Source organism: Christiangramia lutea, from assembly GCF_022489035.1.
Lineage (GTDB): Bacteria > Bacteroidota > Bacteroidia > Flavobacteriales > Flavobacteriaceae > Christiangramia > Christiangramia lutea.
In genome coordinates this window covers 974114-995952 of sequence record NZ_JAKVTV010000001.1, presented here as the reverse complement: position 1 = coordinate 995952, position 21839 = coordinate 974114, and the positions used below count along the sequence as shown (strand labels likewise).

Below are 21839 nucleotides of genomic sequence, written 5' to 3'. Positions count from 1 at the left end.
TGATTTATCTTCATATAAGTGAATTTGAACCATATCACATAATTTAATGATATTTGTCTGAGTAAATTGAAGATTTATGAAGCGAATAGAACATATTGGTATAGCGGTTAAAGACCTGGAAGCAGCGAATAAAACCTATGAAGCGGTAATGGGTGTTGAGCCATACAAAATGGAAACCGTGGAAAGTGAAGGAGTTACCACTTCATTTTTTAAAGTAGGTGAAAGTAAGATAGAATTGTTAGCGGCAACAAATCCTGAAAGTCCAATTTCTAAATTCATAGAAAAAAGAGGCGAGGGGATTCATCATCTGGCTTTTTATGTGGATGATATTGAAGCTGAGATCGAGCGGCTTAAAAAAGAAGGCTTTAGGTTGCTGAATGAAAGTCCGAAACCTGGAGCCGATAATAAGCTGGTAGCTTTTATGCATCCAAAGGATGCGAACGGTGTACTGGTAGAGCTATGTCAGGAAAAATAGGAATATTTTTGTTTGGTGCGTAACTTGCAATTATCTAAATTTGCGCTCTCGATACGCTCAAGTATCAGGTCCCATAGCTCAGTTGGTTAGAGCACCTGACTCATAATCAGGTGGTCCTTGGTTCGAGCCCAAGTGGGACCACTTTTAAAAAAACCTGTCTCTTTAAAGACAGGTTTTTTGTTTTTAAAATAGCAATATCATCACCTAAATTTTTAATTCTAAGTGTTGAATAATTAATTTCTAATTGATCTACAGTATAAAATTAGGATTGAAAAACAGTGTTAGAAACAAACTAACACTGTTTTTAATTTTTTTATTTCCACTCAAATTTTTCAAATCCTTCGTCTAATGGCGTTTTAGCTATATGATTTGTATAGTTACTAATAACTTTTTGTGATAGCCCTAAAATAATATCCAGCAAATTCCTTTGAGAATACCCTGCGCCGTAAAACTTGTCTAGTTCTTGAGATGAAATATTACCGCGATTCCTGGTTAAGGCTAAGGTGGTTTCTCTTAGAATTTCCAATTTTTCTGAAGGTAATTCAGTTTTGTCTCTAAGAGCATCGGTGATCTCGTCATCTACTTTCATCATCTTGGCAATGGCAGTATGAGCTGGTACGCAATAATGACATTCATGCTCAACATTTATGGTTTGCCATACCACGGTTAATTCATCTTTATTAAAAGAAGATTTAGAAAATAGTTCATGAAGTGTTTTATAAGCTTTAAGTAGCTCAGGAGATTCTGCAAGTACGCCGTGCAGGTTAGGCACGAAACCATTGGTCTTTTTAGAATCTTCCAGTAAATCTTTACTTTTCTCAGGTGCAGATTCGATGGTGTGAATTGGTAACTTCTTTTCTTCTGTCATAATTTTATTTTTGATTAAAATTAAACTAAACAATCGTTTAGTTTTGAGGTAAAAAAATTTAGACGTTTTTAAAAACGTTCTCTATATAATTTTCAATTTGATTTTTACTGAATACCCTGGTAGCCGTGGATAATCCGAACATTGAAAGGAGCAAATAATCAGCTTTTTCTTCAATTTTTGCTTCTGATCTTTCTCTTTCCTGGGTTAATTTTTCTGCAAACAGCTGTTTAATTTGATTTGTAAATGTGGTAACAGATTCCATGATTTTCTCGTCGGCCTTATCATTCAATTCATTTGCGGTATTTGTTACCAGGCATCCCTTTCCAAATTCCGTATTTTTAGAGAAGGTTACAAAAGCATAAAAATATTGTTTGATCCCGGCGATACCATCAGGAGATTGCTTTAAATCCTCGATTAGAACATTGAGCTTTTTCTTATAACACTTCAGGCTTTCCAGAAAAACTCCATCTTTATTTCCAAAACTCGCATAAATAGAGAATTTATTGATACCCATTTCTTTTTCCAGCATTTGCATCGAGGTAGTTTTATAACCGTTGATCCAAAAAAGGTTCATTGCCTTTTCTATTACCTCTTCTTCATTATAGTTCTTTTTTCGAGCCATCTTCAAAATTGTACTACAAAACTAACCAATCGTTTAGAAATGACAAAATTTACTTCTTTATTAAGTTTATATAAGGTCAAAACGAGTAGTTAATCAAGGGCTTTAAAATTCATCATACCATTTATAAATTACATTCTTCTCAAAATCTTGGGGCAATTATTATGAGAATGATTAATATTTGAATTCAATTTTGGAAAACTCATAATTAAGTCTATATTTGGTAAACCAAATTGGTAAACCAGTTTAATATGAGAATTCTTTCGATATTTTTAATCTTTCTTTTTTCCCTTGGGGGATCTGCTCAAAATAGTAATGACTCATTATCTATACGGGTCAAGAATTTATCTGAGCTGGAAGAGGCTTTGGGAAATTCGAATCCTGGGGATACAATAATTATGGCCAATGGAAAATGGACAGATGTAGGAATTCAAATCATAGCCAATGGAGAAAAAAACCTGCCTATCGTAATCATGGCCGAGGAGAAGGGAAAGGTATTCATCGAAGGCGAATCATTCTTAAAAATTGGTGGTGATTTTATCGTTGTGGAGGGATTAATTTTTCAGAACGGTTATACACCTAATAATACTGTTATAGATTTCAAGGTTGATAACGACCATATAGCAAATAATTCCAGGGTCACTAACTGTGTAATAGAAGGTTTTACTCAGCCAAGCAGGGAAACTCAGGATCGTTGGATTGAATTCTGGGGTAGAAATAATCAGTTGGACCATTCTTACATTGCCGGAAAATCAAACTCCGGCCCAACTTTGAGAGTTTACCTCAAGGGCAATGAAAACATTAATACCCATCATCAAATAGTTCATAATTACTTCGGTCCTCGACCTAGAAAAGGAGGACCTCATGCTGAAACCATTCAAATCGGGTCCAGTGAGACTTCAATGACTCCTGCTTATGTAAATATCGCAGATAACCTATTTTACAGGTGCAACGGTGAGGTAGAGATTATATCTAGTAAATCCAACTTCAATACCTTCAAAAATAACGTATTCTTTGAGTCTGAAGGGTCTTTAGTGCTGAGGCATGGAAATTATGCAAGCATTGATGGAAACATTTTTATCGGGAATGACAATTCTGAATTTATTGGTGGAATTCGTGTTATAAATACCGGGCACTGGATTACCAACAATTATTTTTACAAACTTAAAGGAACTGAATTTAGAAGTCCCCTCGCGGTGATGAATGGAATTCCAAAGTCTCCTTTAAATCGGTATAATCAGGTGACCGATGTTGTCGCCGCTTATAATTCTTTTGTAGACACGAAATCTCCCTGGCATTTTAGTGTTGGTTCAAATACCGACCAGGCTGGAGTGTTACCTGCTTCTGAGATTCGATCGGCAAGGCCTGAAAGAGTGTTAATGGCCAATAATCTAGTTTACAATGAGAAGGTCCAAGAAAGTCCGATCGTAGCTTATGACACGGTTGACGGTGTAACCTTTAAAAATAACATTCTTAACTACGAAAATAAAGGTTCAGTTCAAGACAGTGGGATAGTTAGGAAGGACTTTAAGATTAAAAAGATTTCGGAATATTTATATGTACCGGAACATGATTTTAATGTTACATATCATGGTTTTGATTTCGAAAAAATCGATAAAGATCTTTTAGGCAGGGATCGTACTGGAAATAACAGTCCGGGAGCGTTTAAGTTACCTGTAGCGGAACAAGTAAACCTTTTTAAACAGGAGAATTATGGCCCTAAATGGTTTCAGCCTGAAATTATTGGTAAAAAAGGAAAAACTTTAAGGGTATCTACTTCAACGGAATTTCTCAGGAAACTGGAGGAGGCTGAAGCTGGAGACATCCTGGAACTAGCCGAAGGGGATTATAAATTTGAAAGTTCCATTAGTATTTCAAAAGGAATTATCATTAGATCTCAAAATAAGTCAGATAAAGCAATATTAGATTTTAGCGAAACCAACCTTTCTTCAGCTTTTAAACTGAAACCAAAAGCCAGTCTAAAAATTCAGGATGTTATACTTCAGGGAAATTCAAGAATGAATGCTTTCCAAACCCTGGATGATAATATGTCTGTTGCTTACAACCTATGGATCAAAGGCTCTGAGGTATCTGATTTTAGTGAGTTGCTTCAGGTCTCTAAAGGTTCCTTTGCTGATACGATTTCGATTGCCGATTCAAAGTTTAAAAACCTTAAGGGAGGCCTTAGCCTAGCAGAGGAAATCGATGATAAAGGAGAGTACAATGCTGAATTCGTTATTATCAAAAATTCTTCATTTGAAAATATAAGTACAGAGGTTTTAAATTATTACCGTGGAGGCTATGATGAATCTACCATAGGAGGGACGCTAATATTTAAAGGTAATACGGTTAAAAACTCTGGGGTTGCTCAAGAAACGGAAGTTCTGTTAAGAACCCGGGGTATTGTAAACCTTGAATTAGCAAACAATACCTTTCTCAATAATCCGGTGAAATACATTGCCATATTGTGGGGTGCCAAGGGGCAGGAACCGGTGAATAATACAATTAAAAATTCTGGAGAGATCAAGGTAGAGGAAAACTTGAAACAAAAATTAATGTACTAAATAGTTATGAAAATAAAGTTTTTATTCATCATCTCAATACTTGTGTTGGCTAGCTGTAAAAATCAGGAAGAAAAGATTGCGAGCGATAGCGAACCTAAGGCACAGGAAACTAAATACCCTAGTGATGTCATTGCATTTATGGATGAATGGACCATCCTTTTAGGAGACGGAACGCGCAAGGAAGATCTGGTTAATTTTAAAAAGGATAATTTCTTTTATGTAAAAGAAGACGGAGATATTGATTGGGTAGTCTATAAAACTCCAAATGCCGGAATTACCTCAAAAAATTCAAGCAATACCAGAACAGAACTGGGTCAAAAATCACGCTGGACGCCGGAAGAAGGAGGTAAATTAACCGGTACACTCAAAGTTCAACATGTTTCAACTTCTGGAGATGCCAGGGTTGCAGCATCATATTCTGTAGTGGTTGGACAGATTCATAGCGATGAAGGTCACGAAAATGAACCTCTAAAGATTTTTTATAAAAAGTTTCCTGGTCATGAAAAAGGCTCCGTATTCTGGAATTATGAGATCAATACCAAAGGTGATAATTCTGGTAGATGGGGATATTCAAATGCAGTTTGGGGATATGATATTTCTAAAGTTGGAAATACTCCAGATACTTTTCCGGAAGAACCGGAAGACGGAATTGCCTTGGGGGAGGAATTTAGATATGAAGTAAATGTCTATGATGGCATTATGTATTTAAGCTTTACCAGTGAAGGGCATCCAACCAGAACATTCACAAAAAATTTAAAGAAATCTGAATATTCCAATAAAGCAGATATGCCTGAACAGGTAAGAATATTATATGGATCCATAGGCCGTGATGGTGTGGAAAGAGAAGAAGCTTATTCTGGTGAGTTACAATTTTTTAAACAGGGGGCTTATAATCAAACCAATGGTAAAAGTCCGGAAGACAACCTCGTTTGGAGCACAGGATCTGAAATTTATGGAGGAGATATAGCGAAGCAATACGAGAAAGGAAGCTATGCTGAAGTTTGGTTTAGGGAAGCAACCGTAGGTCCTGGAGTTCCTCCAAATAAAAACAATGAATAAGATTATCTATATCATGGGTGTTTCGGGTAGTGGTAAAAGCACTATAGGAAAATTGCTAGCGCAGGACTTGAAGATCCCATATTTTGACGGAGATGATTTTCATCCTGAATCTAATATCAAAAAAATGGCTGGTGGTCGCGCATTGAATGATGACGATAGGCATGAATGGTTAGAGGCTTTAAATAAGTTCGCTAAGGGAAAAATCAAAGAATCCAGTTGCATTATTGTTTGTTCAGCTTTAAAACAAAAATATCGTGAAACTTTAAGAAGGGGCCTTTTAAACCAGGTGAAATGGATTTATTTGTCAGGTTCCTATGAGCAGATATTCGAAAGGGTAAAGAATAGAACAGATCATTTTATGCCTTCAAATTTACTGGAATCCCAATTCGAGATTTTGGAAGAACCTGAGGAAGCCTTAAAACTGGATATAAGTTTAACTCCATCTCAAATTACTCAAATTATAAAAAGCGAATTTATGGAAACTTCAGAATTTGGATTGTTTGGTCTGGGTGTTATGGGAAAAAGTCTTTCCAGAAACCTGGCAAATAATGGTTTCAGAATTTCAATCTTTAACAGGCATGTAGATGGTGTGGAAGAAAATGTTGCTAAAGATTTTAAAGCCCAATTTCCGGAATTATCCAATGCATCTGCTTTCGATGATATTTCTTCTTTTGTGAATTCATTGGAACAACCAAGAAAAATCATGCTCATGGTAAATGCAGGAAAAGCAATTGATCATGTGATAGAAGATCTGCTACCTCATTTATCTGAAAATGATATCCTGATTGATGGCGGAAACTCAAATTATAAAAAGACTAAAGAACGTATAGAATATTTAAAAACAAAAAATATTCACTTTATAGGCACAGGAATTTCAGGAGGAGAAGAGGGTGCTTTATCTGGGCCATCCATTATGCCTGGAGGAGATAGAGAGGCATACCAACTGGTACAACCTTACCTTGAAAGTATATCGGCTAAAGATTGGAAAGACTTGCCATGTTGTACCTACATAGGACCGGAAGGAAGCGGTCATTTTGTGAAAATGGTTCATAATGGGATTGAATATGTAGAAATGCAATTATTAGCTGAGGTATCTGCTATTTTAGAGAGATTAGGTAAAACTCCAGATGAGATTGCTGATAGTTTGGAAAGATGGAAAGAGACAGCTGATAGTTATTTGTTAGGTATCACCGTAACAATTTTGAGGAAAAAAGAAGGTGAAGATTGGTTAGTGAAGAAGGTTTTAGACAAAGCCGGCAATAAAGGGACAGGCAACTGGACGACTATTGCTTCAGCAGAACTTGGGGTGCCATGCACATTAATTGCTTCCGCCTTATTTTCAAGATTCATATCGTTCTATAAAGAAGAACGCCTTTTATTGAATAAAACCTTTGGAAAGGTTAACGATTCACAATTGAATATTAGTACAAATGAAATATTGGAAGCCTACCAATTTGCAAGGATTATAAATCATTATCAGGGTTTCAAAATTATTGAAGAAGCTTCAAGATCATATTCATGGGATTTAAATCTAAGTGAAATTTCAAGGATCTGGACAGGCGGCTGTATTATCAAATCTGATTTAATGCGGGATCTGGTTGAAATCCATAAAGAGACTTCTAACCTGTTGGCCAATCCCCAATTAATTGAAAAGCTAAATAAAGCTAGACCATCAGTAAAAAAAGTAGTTTCAGAATGTTTGCTCAAAGATATTACGACACCGGCATTTAGCGAATCGGTTCAGTTTTTTAATGGAATTACAACAGCTTATTCCACTGCTAATATTATCCAGGCGCAACGAGATTATTTTGGAGCGCATACCTACAAAAGGATCGACGACGAATCTGGAAAAAATCACCATACCTCCTGGGAGCAATAGAGAAACAATAATTCAGAATCATGGATGCTACCGCAAATAATAGATCATTTTTACAAAAAGTTATTGCCATCATCTTAGGTTTTGGCCCGGGTATTTTTGCAATTGGATATACTATTGGTACTGGTAGTGTTACCTCTATGATCGTAGCGGGTAGTAAATTCAATATGGAATTACTATGGGTGTTATTGCTTAGCTGCCTGTTTTCAGGAATATTAATGTTTGCCTATGGTAATTTCGCTTTGATAACGGGGGAAACTGCTCTATTTGGATTCAAGAAACATTTGAAGTTCGGTAAAGCGCTTGGGATATTAATTATAATTGGCGTCACTTTTGGGCAATGGAACTCTCTTATGGGAATCCTGGGGATATCCTCTAATATTATTTTCGAAATTCTGGCACTTAATTTTACGGGTTTAAGAGGTTATGAATATGAAACTGTTCTAATTACAGCTATTGTTATAATTTTAGTTTTCTATTTGCTCCTTTTAGTAGGGAAGTACACTTTTTTTGAAAAGATCCTGGTCATTTTTGTAACTCTTATGGGGTTATCTTTCATGTTATCCCTGTTTTTTGTACAACCTCTACCATTGGATGTGGTTAAAGGAATGATCCCAACAATTCCAGATGTGCCGGGAGGTAAAATGTTAGTCGCTGCTTTTGTAGGGACCACCATGGCTTCAGCAACCTTTCTTTCGCGTCCTCTCTTTGTAAAGGGAAAAGGGTGGACAATTAAAAATTTAGACCAACAGAAAAAGGATTCCATAACCGCCGCTATTTTAATATTTGTGATCAGCGGTATTATTATGGCTGTTGCTGCCGGCGCGTTATTCTATGAAGGGAAAGAAGTGACTAAAGTACTGGATATGGCAAATACTCTGGAGCCAGTAGCTGGAAGATGGGCAGTGACCATCTTCTTTTTTGGAGCACTGAGTGCCGGTCTATCTTCCATTTTTCCCTGTTTATTGATTGCTCCCTTATTAATTGCAGATTATCAGTCCGGAGAATTAGATACGAGTTCCAAACAATTCAGAATAATAACATTTATTGCCTGCTTGGTCGCTTTAATTGGACCCGTCTTCGGTGCAAACCCTATTGAGATTCAGATTCTATCCCAGGTTTTTAATGTCTTCGTATTACCCTTAGTAATACTCGGAATTATAATATTAGTGAACAGTAAAAAAGTAATGAAAGAATATAAGACTGGCTTATTTGTGAATATAGGGCTTTTCGCCTCATTGCTCTTTGCCTGTGTAATTTCGTACAATGGGATCCTGGCTTTAATGGAGTATTTTTAATACTTAAATGATATGAAAAGCTGTGTGGTTTAAGTTTTATGCTTCATTCTAGATGATCGAATATTTGAATCAATTTCAAAAAAAATTTAAATGAAATATTATGAAAAATCATAAAATCAAATCAATAATTTTTGGGGCTCTACTAATTTTAAGTGGTAGTAGTTGTAATGATAAAATCAAAAATGCAAATACTACTTCCACTGAAGTTAGTAAAGATGAAGAGGAATCTAATAAAACTGTTTACCCCAGTGAGGTTATTCCATTTTTCGATCATTGGAAATTAATATTGGGAGATGGTTCAAATGCTGGTATCGCAAATAATTTTGAAGACGAGAACTTCTTTTATACTGCTACAGATGATTCTGGGGATTGGGTAGTTTTTAAGACTCCAAATGCCGGAGATACTCATGGTACTTCTAATAATACCCGGACAGAACTGGCTCAGATTAAAAAATGGTATCCCGCTACCGCAGATGATAAACTGGAGGCAACTCTTAAGGTTATGAATGTCTCCTCTACCGGCGATGCCCGTGTAGCAGCATCATACTCGGTAGTGGTTGGCCAGATTCATAGTGCCGATGGCCATGAGAATGAACCACTGAAAATTTTTTACAAAAAATTTCCTGGACACTCTAAAGGATCGGTATTCTGGCATTACGAGATCAATACCGCAGGTGATGATAACTCCAAAAGATGGGATTTTTCTACACCAGTTTGGGGACATGACTTTTCAGTGATTGGCTCAAGTGAAAATACATATCCTGAAGAACCAGAGAATGGTATTGAATTAGGTGAAGAATTCAGTTACGAAATTGAAGTGAAGAACGGGATTATGAATTTAAAATTCACAAGTGAAGGCCATGAAACCAAGACATTTACCAAAAACCTGATTGAATCTGAATTTTCAAAATCTACTGATATTCCAGAACAAACTAAGGAACTATTCGTTCCCATTGGTCAGGATGGTGTGGAACGTAAAAATGCATACGCGGGAGAAGGGTGTTTCTTTAAGTTAGGTTCTTACAATCAAACTAATGGGAAATCACCCTCGGAGAATAGAAACTGGTGTTCTGGAGCAGAAACCCATGACGGAGATCTGGAAAAACAATATGCAGACGGAAACTATGCTGAAGTATGGTTTAGGGATGCTCGTATAACTGTGAGTGATAAGGCCGTTTCTAATGAAGAGTATTTCACAAAAAATGATAAATCATGAAAGAAAAAACAAAACTATCAGGTAAGAATGTACTTATTACCGCAGGTGCGCAGGGAATTGGGGAGGCTATAACGAAACACTTTATAGATAGCGGGGCAAATGTAGCAATACACTATTTTTCCAGTGCAGATACCGCAAACCAATTAGCTTCCTATGCTGCGGCTAAAAAGGTAAATTCTGTTGCTATTTCTGGAGATCTTACAAAAGAAGCTGATGCCAAAAAATTAATTGAAGAAACTGTAAGGGCTTTAGGTGGAATAGATATTCTTATAAATAATGCAGGTTCACTCGTAGAGCGTAAAATGTTAGCCGAAATACAAACAGATTTCTGGGATAAAGTGATGGATATTAATCTTACATCGATGATGCTGGTAACCAGAGCTGCGGTACCTTATTTGGTCAGGAATAGCAATAGTAGTATTGTAAATTTAGCATCACTTGCAGGTAGAAAAGGTGGGCATCCGGGTTCCCTGGCATATGCAACGAGTAAAGGCGCAATCTTAACTTTTACCAGGGCGCTTTCTACAGAAATTGGCACACAAGGTGTACGTGTAAATGCGGTTGCACCGGGACTTATTCTGGGAACTTCATTCCATGATACACATACCACGAAAGAATCTGCTGCCGCAACCATAGAAGGAATACCTATTGAGCGCGCCGGGAATGCAGATGATGTTGCCCGTGCAGTTTTATTTTTAGCTTCTGAATATGACGGCTTTATCACTGGTGCCACACTAGACATTAATGGTGGAGTATACAATATGTAGTGCCCACTTAACCTGGGATAAATTTTAAGAAAAGGAAATGGTGTTAAGTATAAAATTATTGTATATTGGTAAACCAATTTGGTAAACCAATTAATTTTGAGGCGAAAATTTATTTTTTTTCTGTTTTTCTATCTTTCTTTTATAGCGGTCTGCTTTAGTCAGGGTTCTGATTATTATTCTGATGCTGCAAGTGATCAGGAACATCCCAATCTTATTCTTACCAAAGAGGGCGTAAAACAAATCAGGGCGCATCTGGGCAGTATTCCACTTTTTGATGAAACGCTGGAAAAGGTAAAAGCAGAAATTGATGCCGAAATTTCACAAGGGATTGATACACCGGTACCAGAAGATTATTCAGGTGGATATACCCATGAAAGGCATAAACGAAATTTTCTGGTAATTCAAAAGGCTGGCGTCCTTTATCAGATTTTGAATGATGAAAAATATGCCAAGTATGTAAAGGATATGTTGATGCAATATGAAGCATTATATAAAACATTACCTCAGCATCCTAAAACACGCTCCTATGCCCGTGGCAAGTTATTCTGGCAATGTTTAAACGATGCTAACTGGCTGGTTTATGTTAGTCAGGCTTACGACTGCGTTTACAATTACCTTTCTGAAGAAGAACGCTACAAACTAGAGTCAAATCTTTTCAGACCCTTCGCAGATTATATTTCGATTGGTAATCCTCAATTTTTCAATCGGGTTCATAATCACAGTACCTGGGGAAATGCAGCTGTGGGTATGATTGGTTTGGTTATGAACGATGATGACCTGATCCACCGTGCTCTATATGGGATTAAAAATATTAACCTGGATAAAACAGCTAAGGATGATGACGGAGGATTTATTAACAAGGATGGTAAAGCAGGTTTTTTGGCGAATATAGAAGAACCTTTTTCACCTGATGGATATTATACAGAGGGTCCTTATTATCAGCGATATGCTATGTACCCCTTTTTAATTTTTGCACAAAGTCTTCAAAATAAAAAGCCAGAATTAGAAATCTTTAATTATAAAAACGGTGTGCTACTTAAAGCAGTACAGACATTATTAAATCTAACCGATGCCGATGGGGAATTTTTCCCGTTGAATGACGCTCAGAAAGGGATGTCTTATTATTCGAGGGAATTAGTAACGGCAGTGGATATAGCATATCATAATAGTGATGATGCAGCCGGCTTTTTGAGTATAGCCAAAGAACAGGGGCAGGTACTTTTAGATGATTCAGGATTTTCAGTTGCATTAAGTATCAAAAAGGGAAAGGAAAAGCCTTACCAGAAAACATCAATTAATTTAACTGATGGACCAAAAGGAGATCAAGGAGGAGTTGCCATTCTTAGGCAGGGTGACCTGGAACTGGTATTTAAGTATACCGCGCAGGGATCAAGTCACGGTCATTATGACAAATTATCCTTTTCGCTCTTTGAAAAAGGTGATGAAATTATCCAGGATTATGGTCTTGCTAGATTTGTGAATATCGAACAGAAAGGGGGAGGGAACTACCTAAAAGAAAACTCTAGTTGGGCAAAACAAAGCATAGCCCATAATACGGTAATTCAAAATGAAATTTCTCATTTTAATGCTGATTATGAGAAGGGAAGTAAACATCATTCAGACTTGCATTATTTTTATGTGGAAAATGATAATGTAAAAGTGGTAAGCGCAAAGGAAATCAATGCATATCCAGAAACTGAGATGCTTCGTACCATGGCAATTTTAAATGGTGAAGATTATGAAAAACCATTCATGCTGGATATTATGAAGATTAATTCAACTTCAGCCAATCAATACGACTTGCCGTTTTATTACTTCGGACAAATTCTTCAAACAAGCTTTGAATACAAAACACCGGAAATTTTGAAACCTTTAGGAAATGAAAACGGATACCAACATTTATATCTTGAAGCTTCGGCAAAAAGAGATGCTGATTATTCCAAATTCTCATGGTTCAATAACAACACTTTTTATATTCTGACTATAGTAACAAATAGTAACGATGAATTTTTATTTACAAGAATTGGGGCCAACGATCCAGAATTTAATTTAAGACGAGATCCGGCTTTGATATTGAGAAGGAAAAATTGCACGAATACAACTTTTGTTTCGGCCATAGAATCCCATGGTAGTTACAGTCCGGTTTCTGAGTCTGCATGGAATTCAAAAAGTAATATTAAGAACTTAAAAGTTGTTTTAGACACTGAAGATTATACTGGTATTTCCATTACCAATGTAAAGGGAAATACCACCTTTTTTATTACAGCAAATACCAATGCTGCTAAGGATGCAACACATAATATAACCATAAATGATATTGGCTATAAATGGACAGGTCCATATTATTATAAATAAAAACAAAGAAATTTAAAATTATGAAACGATTTAGCGAAAAGTACATCATCACAAAAGACATGGAATGGGAAGAACTTGGAGGAGGTGTATCAAGAAAGTTTTTAGGTTACGATAACCAAATCATGATGGTGCAAGTGAAATTTGAAAAAGGGGCATTGGGTTCACCTCATCAACATTTTCATACCCAAGCTACTTATTGTGTTTCCGGAAAATTTGAATTTGAAATTGATGGAGAAAAGAAAATTGTAGAGGCAGGAGACGGTGTATATATCGAACCAAATTTAATGCATAGTGCAGTTTGCCTGGAGGAAGGAATGTTGATTGACACCTTTAGTCCGGTTAGGGAGGATTTTTTAAGTGGTGGCGGGGTATCCTATTTTGGGGATAAAACCAATTAATAAACGATAGGGTTAAAAAGGAAACCCCTTAACCATGAGTTTGTACTTTTTTAATTCTCAAGCAGACTATTTTAATATTTTCCAAAGGAAGTAATAACTGAAATTATAATTTCTTTAGTGATTTCTCTGGTTGCAAATCAAGCTACGTTTTTTGCTGATACTAACCTTGAGTTAACAGGGCTCTTGCATTCTCTTAATTTTTTGTGCCTTAAAACTGATAATCACTAAATTTTTTGCCTAAAAATCGAAAAAAAAGCAATTAAGTTTTGTTTAACAATAAAAACCGGTTATATTTGGTAAACCAGTTTGGGAAACCAATTTGGATAACCAATTAAAAGTGTGGTTAAGAATGGTAAAAAAATAAAGGATAGGTGCACGCCTATCCTTTAAAATCAAACTTCATAGAGAGAAGTTATTTAAACTAATGTCGAATTACTTAAAATTGACAAGTATTGCAAAGATACCAATTCATAAGTAATTTAAAAAAGCATTTTGGTTGCCAATTCTTGGCTGGGCAATGAACTCTACTTGGTTAGGTTGAATTATTAATTTAATTAAATGAAATCTTATGAATTGGAAAACCACAGCAATTTTTATGATGGCGATTTTATGCCATTTATCTTTAATTGCTCAGGAAAGTTATTCGCTTTCCGGAAATGTAACTTCGCAGGATGATAATATCCCCCTGGGTGGTGTGAATGTATTTATTAAAGGAACTAATACGGGCGTAGTAACCGATTTTGATGGTAATTACGAAATCGATGTAGTTCCGGGTGACGTTCTTTTATTCTCCTATTTGGGATTTGAAAACCAAGAGATCCCAGTAGATGGACAAGAAATCCAGAATGTAGAACTTGTTTCAAGTTCAGAGCAGTTGGATGATATTGTGGTAATAGGGTACGGTTCCCGTAAAAAATCACATTTAACTGGTGCCATCGCGCAGGTAGATGGTGATGATGTAGCGGGAATTCAGGCAACCAGGGTGGATGAAGCCCTCGGTGGTAAATTATCTGGTGTCTTAATTCAGAATCAGGATGGAGCTCCGGGTGCTGATCCAAAAATTCAGGTTAGAGCAGCATCTTCGATCAATGGAAACTCAGATCCTTTAATTGTAGTTGACGGGTATCCCATTTCAGGAAGTTTAGCAACGGTAAACCCTAATGATATTCAAAGTATCGAAGTTTTGAAAGACGCTGCATCTGCTGCTATTTATGGTTCAAGGGGAGCTAATGGGGTTATACTGGTAACAACTAAAAAAGGAAAAGAAGGAAAGCCTACTTTCAGCTATAATAGTTACGTAAGTATATCAAGTAGATATAAAAATGATAATATAAATATGACAGCTGGAGAATGGGCGAATACTTTAGAGGAAGGTATTGCCAGCGGCAGATATGATGTTTCCCAATTAGACCCAGCCTTTGTAGATTATAAGATCAATGCCTATGCTAATGCTCCAGATGTAGTGGCAGTAGAAGACTGGCTTTTCAAAAATGGATATAGTAATAACCATGACTTTAGCATGAGTGGTGGTAGTGAAAATGCTAATTATTTCGCTTCAGTTGGTTACCAGAATACTGAAGGTATCGTATTAGATCAGGCCTTTGAACGAGTAAATGCACGTTTGAATGTTGATACAAAATTGGGTGATAAATTTAAAGCCGGAGTAAGTTTCAACGGATTTGCCTCTAAACGAGATATGGTAGGATGGGATATGAGGGACCTTATAAGAGCCTATAATATACATCCTATTTATCATACGGAAGCATCAATAGCATTCGTTCAGCAATTAGATCAACAAGCGCAATCTTTAGGGCTGGATCCGTTTGATGCTGGTTATAGAGGAGGTGACGCTCCATTTAATAATAGTATTTATACTTTAGAACCGGGTGATACGGCACAGGAATGGCATTATGGTAGAAGTGGTAATGGTATTGGTGGATCTGGTGATGCGGGACCAGCAACGAAACTTGATAATACAGACCGTTATCAAAAAACGTATTTCGCAAATATCACTTCTTATCTAGAATATGCTATTTTGGAAGGTTTGAATATTAAAACCGTCTTGGGGGCAGATATCAGGGACACTCAAGACTATTTCTGGAGAGGACTTGAATTTGATTCCAGGGCGCGTTCAAATCAAACAAATTTAGACCAGACAGATGTAAAAAGGTCTTCAATTTTAAGTGAGACTACCTTAAACTTTAATAAAGTTATAGGTAAGCATGATATATCTGCTGTTGCTGGTCTTGAATTTCAAAATCTTTATACCAGAGGAAACTCCCTTAATGGAACCAATGTACCTTTTGGAGATATTATAAACTACAACCTTTTGGATCCTGCTGATATTCAGGTAACTGAAAGGGATGAAACCATTTCCAGAAGGAGTGTATTTGGTAGGGTTAATTATGCCTATGATAATCGCTACCTGTTTTCGGCTTCAGTGAGAAGAGATGGTGACTCGAGATTTGGCAAGAACAATAAATTTGAGACATTCCCGGCTCTTTCTTTAGGTTGGAATGTACATAATGAAGCTTTCTGGAATTCTGAGTTATTGAGTACATTGAAGCCAAGGTTTAGTACAGGGTCATTAGGAACAACCTCAGATTTAGGGGCTTACAATTCATTAAGTCTGTTAAATCCTCAGGCTTCGGTACTAGGAAATGCGTATTTAATTCCAGCTGATGTAGCGAACGATAACTTAACCTGGCAAACAAATACAGAAACCAACTATGGTATAGATCTAGGGTTTTTTGATAACCGAATAAGATTCAGTGCAGATTATTATACTTCAGATATTGAAGATATTTTAATTAATCAAAGTGTTTCTGAAGTTCTGGGTACCACTTCCATACGTCTAAATTCTGGAGACGTTAGGAGTTCAGGTTTGGAATTTGAATTATCTGGGGCTGTTATTCAGGACTATGAGAATGATTTCACCTGGACATTAGGAGCCAATCTTTCTACAGTAGAGACTGAAATCACAGATCTAGGTGGCTTGGACGAATTACCACAGGTTATTTACGGCCAGAGTGGTAGAGGTCCTGTGTTTAGAAATTATGTAGGCGGAGAGATTGGTGAGATGTGGGGATTAGAGACTATCGGTATAGTAGAAGATAGATTTATAGAAGATCCAACCAGGGCTATAGGTGTAAACAGTTCAGAATATTACGTGGTAGATCAAAACGGTGACGGTGTGATCGATAGAACCAGGACTGTTGAAGAAGGTGGAGATCTTGTGAAGATTGGTCAGAATACCCCGGATTTTTACTGGGGTCTTAATAGCCAAATGAGATTTAAAGCATTTGATATGTCTTTCCAATTCCAGGGTTCTCAGGGAGGAGATATATTTAATGTAGATCCCATTTATTACAATTCAGAATTTGGAGGAAGAGTAATGGATAGTTTTGATGCTAACGGTGATGGTATAGCTGATCATAATGGTGAATTCTACACCCAGTCTAGAAATCAATTAGATGCGCAGGTGCAAGATGCTTCTTATGTTGCTTTAAGGAACCTAACTTTAGGTTATACCTTAGATCGTGAAATCATGAGCCAGGTGGGGTTAAACACTGTGAGAGTATATGTTGCGGCATCAAACTTATTATACTTATGGTCTGATGATTACACCTCTTTTAATCCGGAAGGTGTTGAAATTACCAATGATGGTTATTTAGGACCTACTACCTACGGTGTTCAGGTGGGAGCAAGTCCGATTGTAAGGAGTTTTACATTTGGTTTGAATGTTAATTTTTAAAGATTGAAAAATGAAAACAGTATATAAATTATTATTAGTGGTAATTCTAGTAGCTGTAGGTTGTGAAAGTGATTTAGATCAAAATCCGCCAAACATAGCTAAATCAAATTCATTGCAAGATTTTGAGGGAGTATTAAATGCTGCATATTATTATCAGCATGGTTCAGTTACTCCTTTAGCTGTCATGGGAGATTTTAGAGCAGATAATGCGTTGATGGACGAAGAACCTTACCCTTCTTTTGATAGGTTTAACGGTGATATCGTTGTTATGGAAGATCAATTCTTTAGACCGTTTTATTCGGCTTTATACAAATCGATCTTAAGCGCCAATAATGTAATTGAAAACTCCACAAATACAAGTCATATAGGGCAAGCAAAATTTTTAAGAGCCTTATCTTATTTCAAATTGGTCAAGGTATTTGGGGATGTTCCAGTAAATCTATCTGCTTCACCCAGTACTACAGATAAATCTATTCTGGAAAGACAACCGGTAGCAAATATTTATGACAACATAATCATTCCAGATTTCCTGGATGCAATAGCTAATTTGGATAATTCTGGATTATCAAATGGTAGAGCAACCAAAATTGCTGCCCAGGGGATGTTAGCAAAAGCTCATATACAAAGAGGTGATTTTAGTAGTGCAGAACCTTTACTCGCTGAAGTTATCAATGGGGCCTCTGGAGCTGGAATATCCTTACAGGAAAATTATGGCGATATCTTTGGATTTGAAAATGATCTTAATTCCGAAGTTATTTTTGCCACACAAATTTCGAGTTCAATTACAGATGAATATCCAGAATCAGAATTCTGGTCCTGGTACGGAGGTTTAGATACTAAAGCCCTTATGCCTTTGGATCCAGATCTAATAACTGCTTTTGAAGAAAGTGGAGAAGTGGAAGATACATTAAGAAGAGGTGTAGTGATAGACGAAGAATTAATGGCTTCTCCTAAATATCCGCAAACTGGTGGGCCAGATCATGACTGGATAGAATTAAGATTGGGCGATGTTATTCTTTTATATGCTGAATCTTTAAATGAAAATGGTGCCCCTGCAGAAGAAGTTCTGGATCTACTGGATCCCATAAGGGAAAGGGCAGGCTTGAACCCGTTAGATCATAATAATCTGAACACACAGGCCTCGGTAAGGGAAGCTATTTATGAAGAAAGAAGACTGGAATTAGCTTTTGAAGGGCAACGATGGTTTGACTTGGTAAGAACAGGTACGGTTAACCAGGAATTAGAAGAATCTGTAGATCCAAATTATTTTGTGTTTCCTATTCCAATATCAGAAATCCTGGCCAGTGATGGGGTTATTACCCAAAATCCTGGCTATCAAGGAAGTTAATTCTAGAAGGGTTTGAATGGAGTTAGCCATCATTGATTCCGCTAAATTTAATATTGGCGGAATCAATAAAACTTATGAGTTTTGAATTAGCAGAACACTTTAATCCTGAACTAAGAAAATTTTCCTAATTTTGAAAAACCAGTTTGGTTAACCAATTTTTTTAAAGTTAAATATTGATAGATGAAAGTAGATGGATATGCAAAAATCGAACTCCAGAAACAAACACGAAATACAATTTTAACCAAAATTCGTGAATACATAAATTTCAAAAATTTAGAACCTGGTGATAAATTACCCTCAGAAAGGATGTTGTCTGAAAAATTTGGGGTTAGCAGGAATAATCTCAGGGAAGCGATTCAAACTTTGGAATTTTATGGGATATTAAAGAGCGTACCACAAAGTGGTACTTACCTAGCCGATATTGGAGCTATAGCTGTTGACGGAATGATGGCAGATATAATTAGTTTGGACGACCCAGATTTTAAGTCTCTGGTTGAAACAAGAATTTTATTAGAATTAAAAACGGTTCGGTTGGCTGCTATGAGACGTACAGAAAGTCAACTTAAGCATATGAAACAAACATTACAGGCGTACACCGCTAAAGCACTTAAAGGAGAAGACGCTGTACAGGAAGATCTATTGTTTCATTTAGCAATAGCTAAAGCAAGTGGAAATAGTACCATAAATACATTTATGCTCACTATCACGCCAGAAATCATTACAAATTTTGCTAAATATCATGTATGTGATGAGAATCAGGCTTTCCTTGCGATAGAAGAACATAAATCTATTCTTGAGGCTATTGAGAATAAGGACCCTAAACTCGCTAAAAAGCAAATGAAAATACATTTTAGAAGTTTATATAAGTATTGTTATAATGTAGATTTATAGCCTTTCCCGGGATTGCACGCTCCCAATTAAGGTTTAATAAATAATAGAGAGAATTATTTAAACCAGGAATTACTGGATATACCCTTCTTCAAGAATATATCTTTTTCCAGGTTATTAAAATATAAAACTCCATAGGGTTTCCCCTATTGGTTGTAGGTAAATATTGTCTGAAAATCAGGCTGAAATTTTAAGCTGAAAACCTGTGAATATGAAGATAAGAGGACTTAGGTGGTGGATAATAGTATTGATCTGTATTGCCACCGTTATAAATTATATAGATAGAACAGCATTTGGAGTCATGTGGCCAGAAATGGGCAAGGACCTGGGTATGGATGAGGCTGATTATGCGGTGATGCTGAATGTTTTTATGGTCACTTATGCTCTTGGTAAGTTTTTATCTGGTAAGCTATATGATCAAATTGGGACACGTCTTGGATTTATTTTTTCAATAGCCTTGTGGTCTACGGCCGCTATTCTTCACGCTTTTGCAAGAGGTTTGGTTTCCTTATCTATAGTACGAGCATTTTTAGGATTTGGAGAAGCTGGAAACTGGCCAGGAGCTGTGAAAAGTAATGGTGAATGGTTCCCGGTAAAAGAACGTGCCATTGCCCAAGGAATATTTAATGCAGGAGCTTCACTTGGAAGTGTCGTTGCACCGGCACTAATAGCATTTTTATATGCTCAGTTTGGTTGGAGAACCACTTTTATAATTTTAGGTATTGTAGGTTTTGTTTGGATAATTCCATGGTATATAATCAATAAAACCACACCTGAAAAACATCCATGGTTAACCCCGAAAGAAAGAGATCTTATTCTTTCCGGGAGGATAGTACCAGATGAGACGGCCGAAAAGGAAAAAGGATTACCAGTTTTGAAGATTTTAAGTTATAAAGAATCCTGGGGTGTTTTAGTTTCACGATTTTTTATAGAACCCATCTGGTGGCTTTTTGTTGGTTGGATGCCTCTTTATCTAAACTCAAAATTCGGTTTTAGTATTGAAGAAATTGGCTCTACAATCTGGATCTCTTATTTGGGTGGAATGGCTGGAAGTATTGCTGGAGGCTGGTTCTCTGGTAAATTAATGGAAAAGCACTCATTAGATTTTTCCAGGAAACTCTCTATTCTTATTGGTGGTAGCCTGATCTTTTTAGGCCTTATGGGTATAATTTTTCTGGTCCAGGGAGATAATCCAATGACCTTCATTTATATCGTTTCCATTGTCCTATTTGGTTTTCAGTTTGCCATTGGTAACATTCAAACATTGTCAAGTGATTTGCTAAAAGGTCCGTCTGTTGGAACACTCGCAGGCCTGGCTGGAACCGTTGCGGCTGTCTCCGTGATCATAATGAACTGGCTTATCCCAAAAATTACTGAAGTATCGTATACGCCGGCTTTTATTATTATTTCTATTCTGGCTCCATTAGCTGTGTTATCTATATATATTTTGATTAGAAGAATCAAGCCAGTTGAAGTAGAATCCAATTAAACGTTTTATATCTAATAACTATTAAATTAAATAACTATGAATGATTCAAAGAAAAAAATAGCAGTAATTACCGGTGCCACTGGAGGTATTGGATTTGCTGTAGCCAAAAGACTTGGTAAGGATGGCTATCATGTGATCCTAAACGGAATTGAAGATGATAAAGGAGCCCAAAGAGTAAAAGAGCTGGAAAAAGAGGGGATCAAAGCAGAATATTATGGTTTTGATGTTACCAACGAAGAAGAAGTATCTTCAAATATCAAACAGATCGGAGAGAAATATGGTAAAATAGATGCTGTGATCAATAATGCCGGGGGGCTTGGCGGTAGGTCAAGATTTGAAGAAATGACCACAGAATTTTATCGGTCGGTAATGGCTTTAAATTTAGATTCAGCATTTTTTGTTTCAAGAGCAGCTATTCCTTACCTCAAAAAAGGAGAGCATCCCTCGATTATCAATTATACTTCTAATGCCGGTTGGAATGCTGGTGGACCCGGAGCGGGAATTTATGGGACCTCCAAAGCAGCTGTTCACACTTTAACCAGGGCACTGGCAAAAGATCTTGCTGAGTATGGTATTAGGGTTAATGCAGTTTCTCCGGGAACTATAGATACCCCGTTTCATTCACAAATTAAATCTACTAAACCGGAAGTTTTTGCCTCCTGGAAAAACAATATCATGTTGGGTAGGCTGGGTCAACCAGAAGATGTAGCTTCAGTAGTATCATTTTTAGTAAGTGACGATGCTGCATTCTTAACGGCTGAAACCATTCAGGTTGGTGGAGGCCAGGCTCTTGGAATTTAAAAAGGGAATGCTGTATTTCTGAAAAATATGAAGATTAACTATCTTCTTTTTTCAAATTAAGATC

General features: G+C 36.6%; 16 protein-coding genes and 1 tRNA gene. 15 read left to right on the top strand and 2 right to left on the bottom strand.

The annotated features are described in order from the left end of the window. The first annotated feature begins 76 nt into the window (after positions 1-76). Positions 77-475, top strand: a complete 399-nt coding sequence (gene mce / locus ML462_RS04560) for a methylmalonyl-CoA epimerase (RefSeq protein ID WP_240712565.1) — start codon at positions 77-79, stop codon at positions 473-475. A 67-nt stretch (positions 476-542) separates the two neighbouring features. Further along, a tRNA-Ile gene (locus tag ML462_RS04555) sits at positions 543-616 on the top strand. Positions 617-788: 172 nt separating this feature from the next. On the opposite strand, the gene ML462_RS04550 is transcribed toward ML462_RS04555, so the two are convergent. Together ML462_RS04550 and ML462_RS04545 are read right to left on the bottom strand one after the other, a co-directional pair. Further along, complete coding sequence (locus ML462_RS04550) at positions 789-1343, bottom strand: carboxymuconolactone decarboxylase family protein (RefSeq protein ID WP_240712564.1); 555 nt, start codon at positions 1341-1343, stop codon at positions 789-791. Positions 1344-1401: 58 nt separating this feature from the next. Next, positions 1402-1965 carry a TetR/AcrR family transcriptional regulator gene (locus ML462_RS04545; protein WP_240712563.1) on the bottom strand — a complete coding sequence of 188 codons (564 nt, stop codon included), beginning with the start codon at positions 1963-1965 and terminating at the stop codon, positions 1402-1404. A gap of 248 nt (positions 1966-2213) precedes the next feature. Between ML462_RS04545 and ML462_RS04540 the strand changes: the two genes are divergently transcribed. The 13 genes from ML462_RS04540 to ML462_RS04480 all read left to right on the top strand — a co-directional run bounded on the left by ML462_RS04540 (position 2214) and on the right by ML462_RS04480 (position 21775). After that, the gene (locus ML462_RS04540; RefSeq protein ID WP_240712562.1) at positions 2214-4526 is read left to right on the top strand and encodes a chondroitinase-B domain-containing protein; all 2313 of its coding nucleotides are present in this window, start codon (positions 2214-2216) and stop codon (positions 4524-4526) included. 6 nt (positions 4527-4532) lie between these two features. Then, the gene (locus ML462_RS04535; RefSeq protein ID WP_240712561.1) at positions 4533-5585 is read left to right on the top strand and encodes a polysaccharide lyase family 7 protein; all 1053 of its coding nucleotides are present in this window, start codon (positions 4533-4535) and stop codon (positions 5583-5585) included. Further along, positions 5578-7464 (top strand): NADP-dependent phosphogluconate dehydrogenase, encoded by a 1887-nt coding sequence (gene gndA / locus ML462_RS04530; RefSeq protein ID WP_240712560.1) that lies wholly within the window; start codon positions 5578-5580, stop codon positions 7462-7464. The genes ML462_RS04535 and gndA overlap by 8 nt, the downstream gene beginning before the upstream one ends. Positions 7465-7484: 20 nt before the next feature. After that, on the top strand, positions 7485-8759 hold the full coding sequence (locus ML462_RS04525; protein WP_240712559.1) for an Nramp family divalent metal transporter: 1275 nt from the start codon (positions 7485-7487) through the stop codon (positions 8757-8759). Between the two features lie 100 nt (positions 8760-8859). Beyond that, positions 8860-9975, top strand: coding sequence for a polysaccharide lyase family 7 protein (locus ML462_RS04520; protein WP_240712558.1), 1116 nt, complete (start codon positions 8860-8862; stop codon positions 9973-9975). Next, on the top strand, positions 9972-10742 hold the full coding sequence (locus ML462_RS04515; protein ID WP_240712557.1) for an SDR family NAD(P)-dependent oxidoreductase: 771 nt from the start codon (positions 9972-9974) through the stop codon (positions 10740-10742). Before ML462_RS04520 ends, ML462_RS04515 begins: the two co-directional genes overlap by 4 nt. Before the next feature lie 96 nt (positions 10743-10838). Beyond that, positions 10839-13097, top strand: coding sequence for a heparinase II/III domain-containing protein (locus tag ML462_RS04510; protein ID WP_262914723.1), 2259 nt, complete (start codon positions 10839-10841; stop codon positions 13095-13097). 20 nt (positions 13098-13117) lie between these two features. Next, on the top strand, positions 13118-13495 hold the full coding sequence (locus ML462_RS04505) for a cupin domain-containing protein (RefSeq protein WP_240712556.1): 378 nt from the start codon (positions 13118-13120) through the stop codon (positions 13493-13495). A gap of 568 nt (positions 13496-14063) precedes the next feature. Next, on the top strand, positions 14064-17249 hold the full coding sequence (locus ML462_RS04500) for a SusC/RagA family TonB-linked outer membrane protein (protein WP_240712555.1): 3186 nt from the start codon (positions 14064-14066) through the stop codon (positions 17247-17249). 10 nt (positions 17250-17259) lie between these two features. After that, the gene (locus ML462_RS04495) at positions 17260-18597 is read left to right on the top strand and encodes a RagB/SusD family nutrient uptake outer membrane protein (protein WP_240712554.1); all 1338 of its coding nucleotides are present in this window, start codon (positions 17260-17262) and stop codon (positions 18595-18597) included. A gap of 180 nt (positions 18598-18777) precedes the next feature. Beyond that, entirely contained in the window at positions 18778-19488 is a 711-nt protein-coding gene (locus ML462_RS04490) for a FadR/GntR family transcriptional regulator (protein WP_240712553.1), read from the top strand. Between the two features lie 208 nt (positions 19489-19696). After that, positions 19697-20974 carry an MFS transporter gene (locus ML462_RS04485; RefSeq protein ID WP_240712552.1) on the top strand — a complete coding sequence of 426 codons (1278 nt, stop codon included), beginning with the start codon at positions 19697-19699 and terminating at the stop codon, positions 20972-20974. A gap of 36 nt (positions 20975-21010) precedes the next feature. Beyond that, the gene (locus tag ML462_RS04480; protein ID WP_240712551.1) at positions 21011-21775 is read left to right on the top strand and encodes an SDR family NAD(P)-dependent oxidoreductase; all 765 of its coding nucleotides are present in this window, start codon (positions 21011-21013) and stop codon (positions 21773-21775) included. Positions 21776-21839 lie beyond the last annotated feature (64 nt).

Coding starts and splice junctions, on each gene's coding strand:
- mce (WP_240712565.1), top strand. CDS start 77: ATGAAGCGAATAGAACATATTGGTATAGCGGTTAAAGACCTGGAAGCA.
- ML462_RS04550 (WP_240712564.1), bottom strand. CDS start 1,343: ATGACAGAAGAAAAGAAGTTACCAATTCACACCATCGAATCTGCACCT.
- ML462_RS04545 (WP_240712563.1), bottom strand. CDS start 1,965: ATGGCTCGAAAAAAGAACTATAATGAAGAAGAGGTAATAGAAAAGGCA.
- ML462_RS04540 (WP_240712562.1), top strand. CDS start 2,214: ATGAGAATTCTTTCGATATTTTTAATCTTTCTTTTTTCCCTTGGGGGA.
- ML462_RS04535 (WP_240712561.1), top strand. CDS start 4,533: ATGAAAATAAAGTTTTTATTCATCATCTCAATACTTGTGTTGGCTAGC.
- gndA (WP_240712560.1), top strand. CDS start 5,578: ATGAATAAGATTATCTATATCATGGGTGTTTCGGGTAGTGGTAAAAGC.
- ML462_RS04525 (WP_240712559.1), top strand. CDS start 7,485: ATGGATGCTACCGCAAATAATAGATCATTTTTACAAAAAGTTATTGCC.
- ML462_RS04520 (WP_240712558.1), top strand. CDS start 8,860: ATGAAAAATCATAAAATCAAATCAATAATTTTTGGGGCTCTACTAATT.
- ML462_RS04515 (WP_240712557.1), top strand. CDS start 9,972: ATGAAAGAAAAAACAAAACTATCAGGTAAGAATGTACTTATTACCGCA.
- ML462_RS04505 (WP_240712556.1), top strand. CDS start 13,118: ATGAAACGATTTAGCGAAAAGTACATCATCACAAAAGACATGGAATGG.
- ML462_RS04500 (WP_240712555.1), top strand. CDS start 14,064: ATGAATTGGAAAACCACAGCAATTTTTATGATGGCGATTTTATGCCAT.
- ML462_RS04495 (WP_240712554.1), top strand. CDS start 17,260: ATGAAAACAGTATATAAATTATTATTAGTGGTAATTCTAGTAGCTGTA.
- ML462_RS04490 (WP_240712553.1), top strand. CDS start 18,778: ATGAAAGTAGATGGATATGCAAAAATCGAACTCCAGAAACAAACACGA.
- ML462_RS04485 (WP_240712552.1), top strand. CDS start 19,697: ATGAAGATAAGAGGACTTAGGTGGTGGATAATAGTATTGATCTGTATT.
- ML462_RS04480 (WP_240712551.1), top strand. CDS start 21,011: ATGAATGATTCAAAGAAAAAAATAGCAGTAATTACCGGTGCCACTGGA.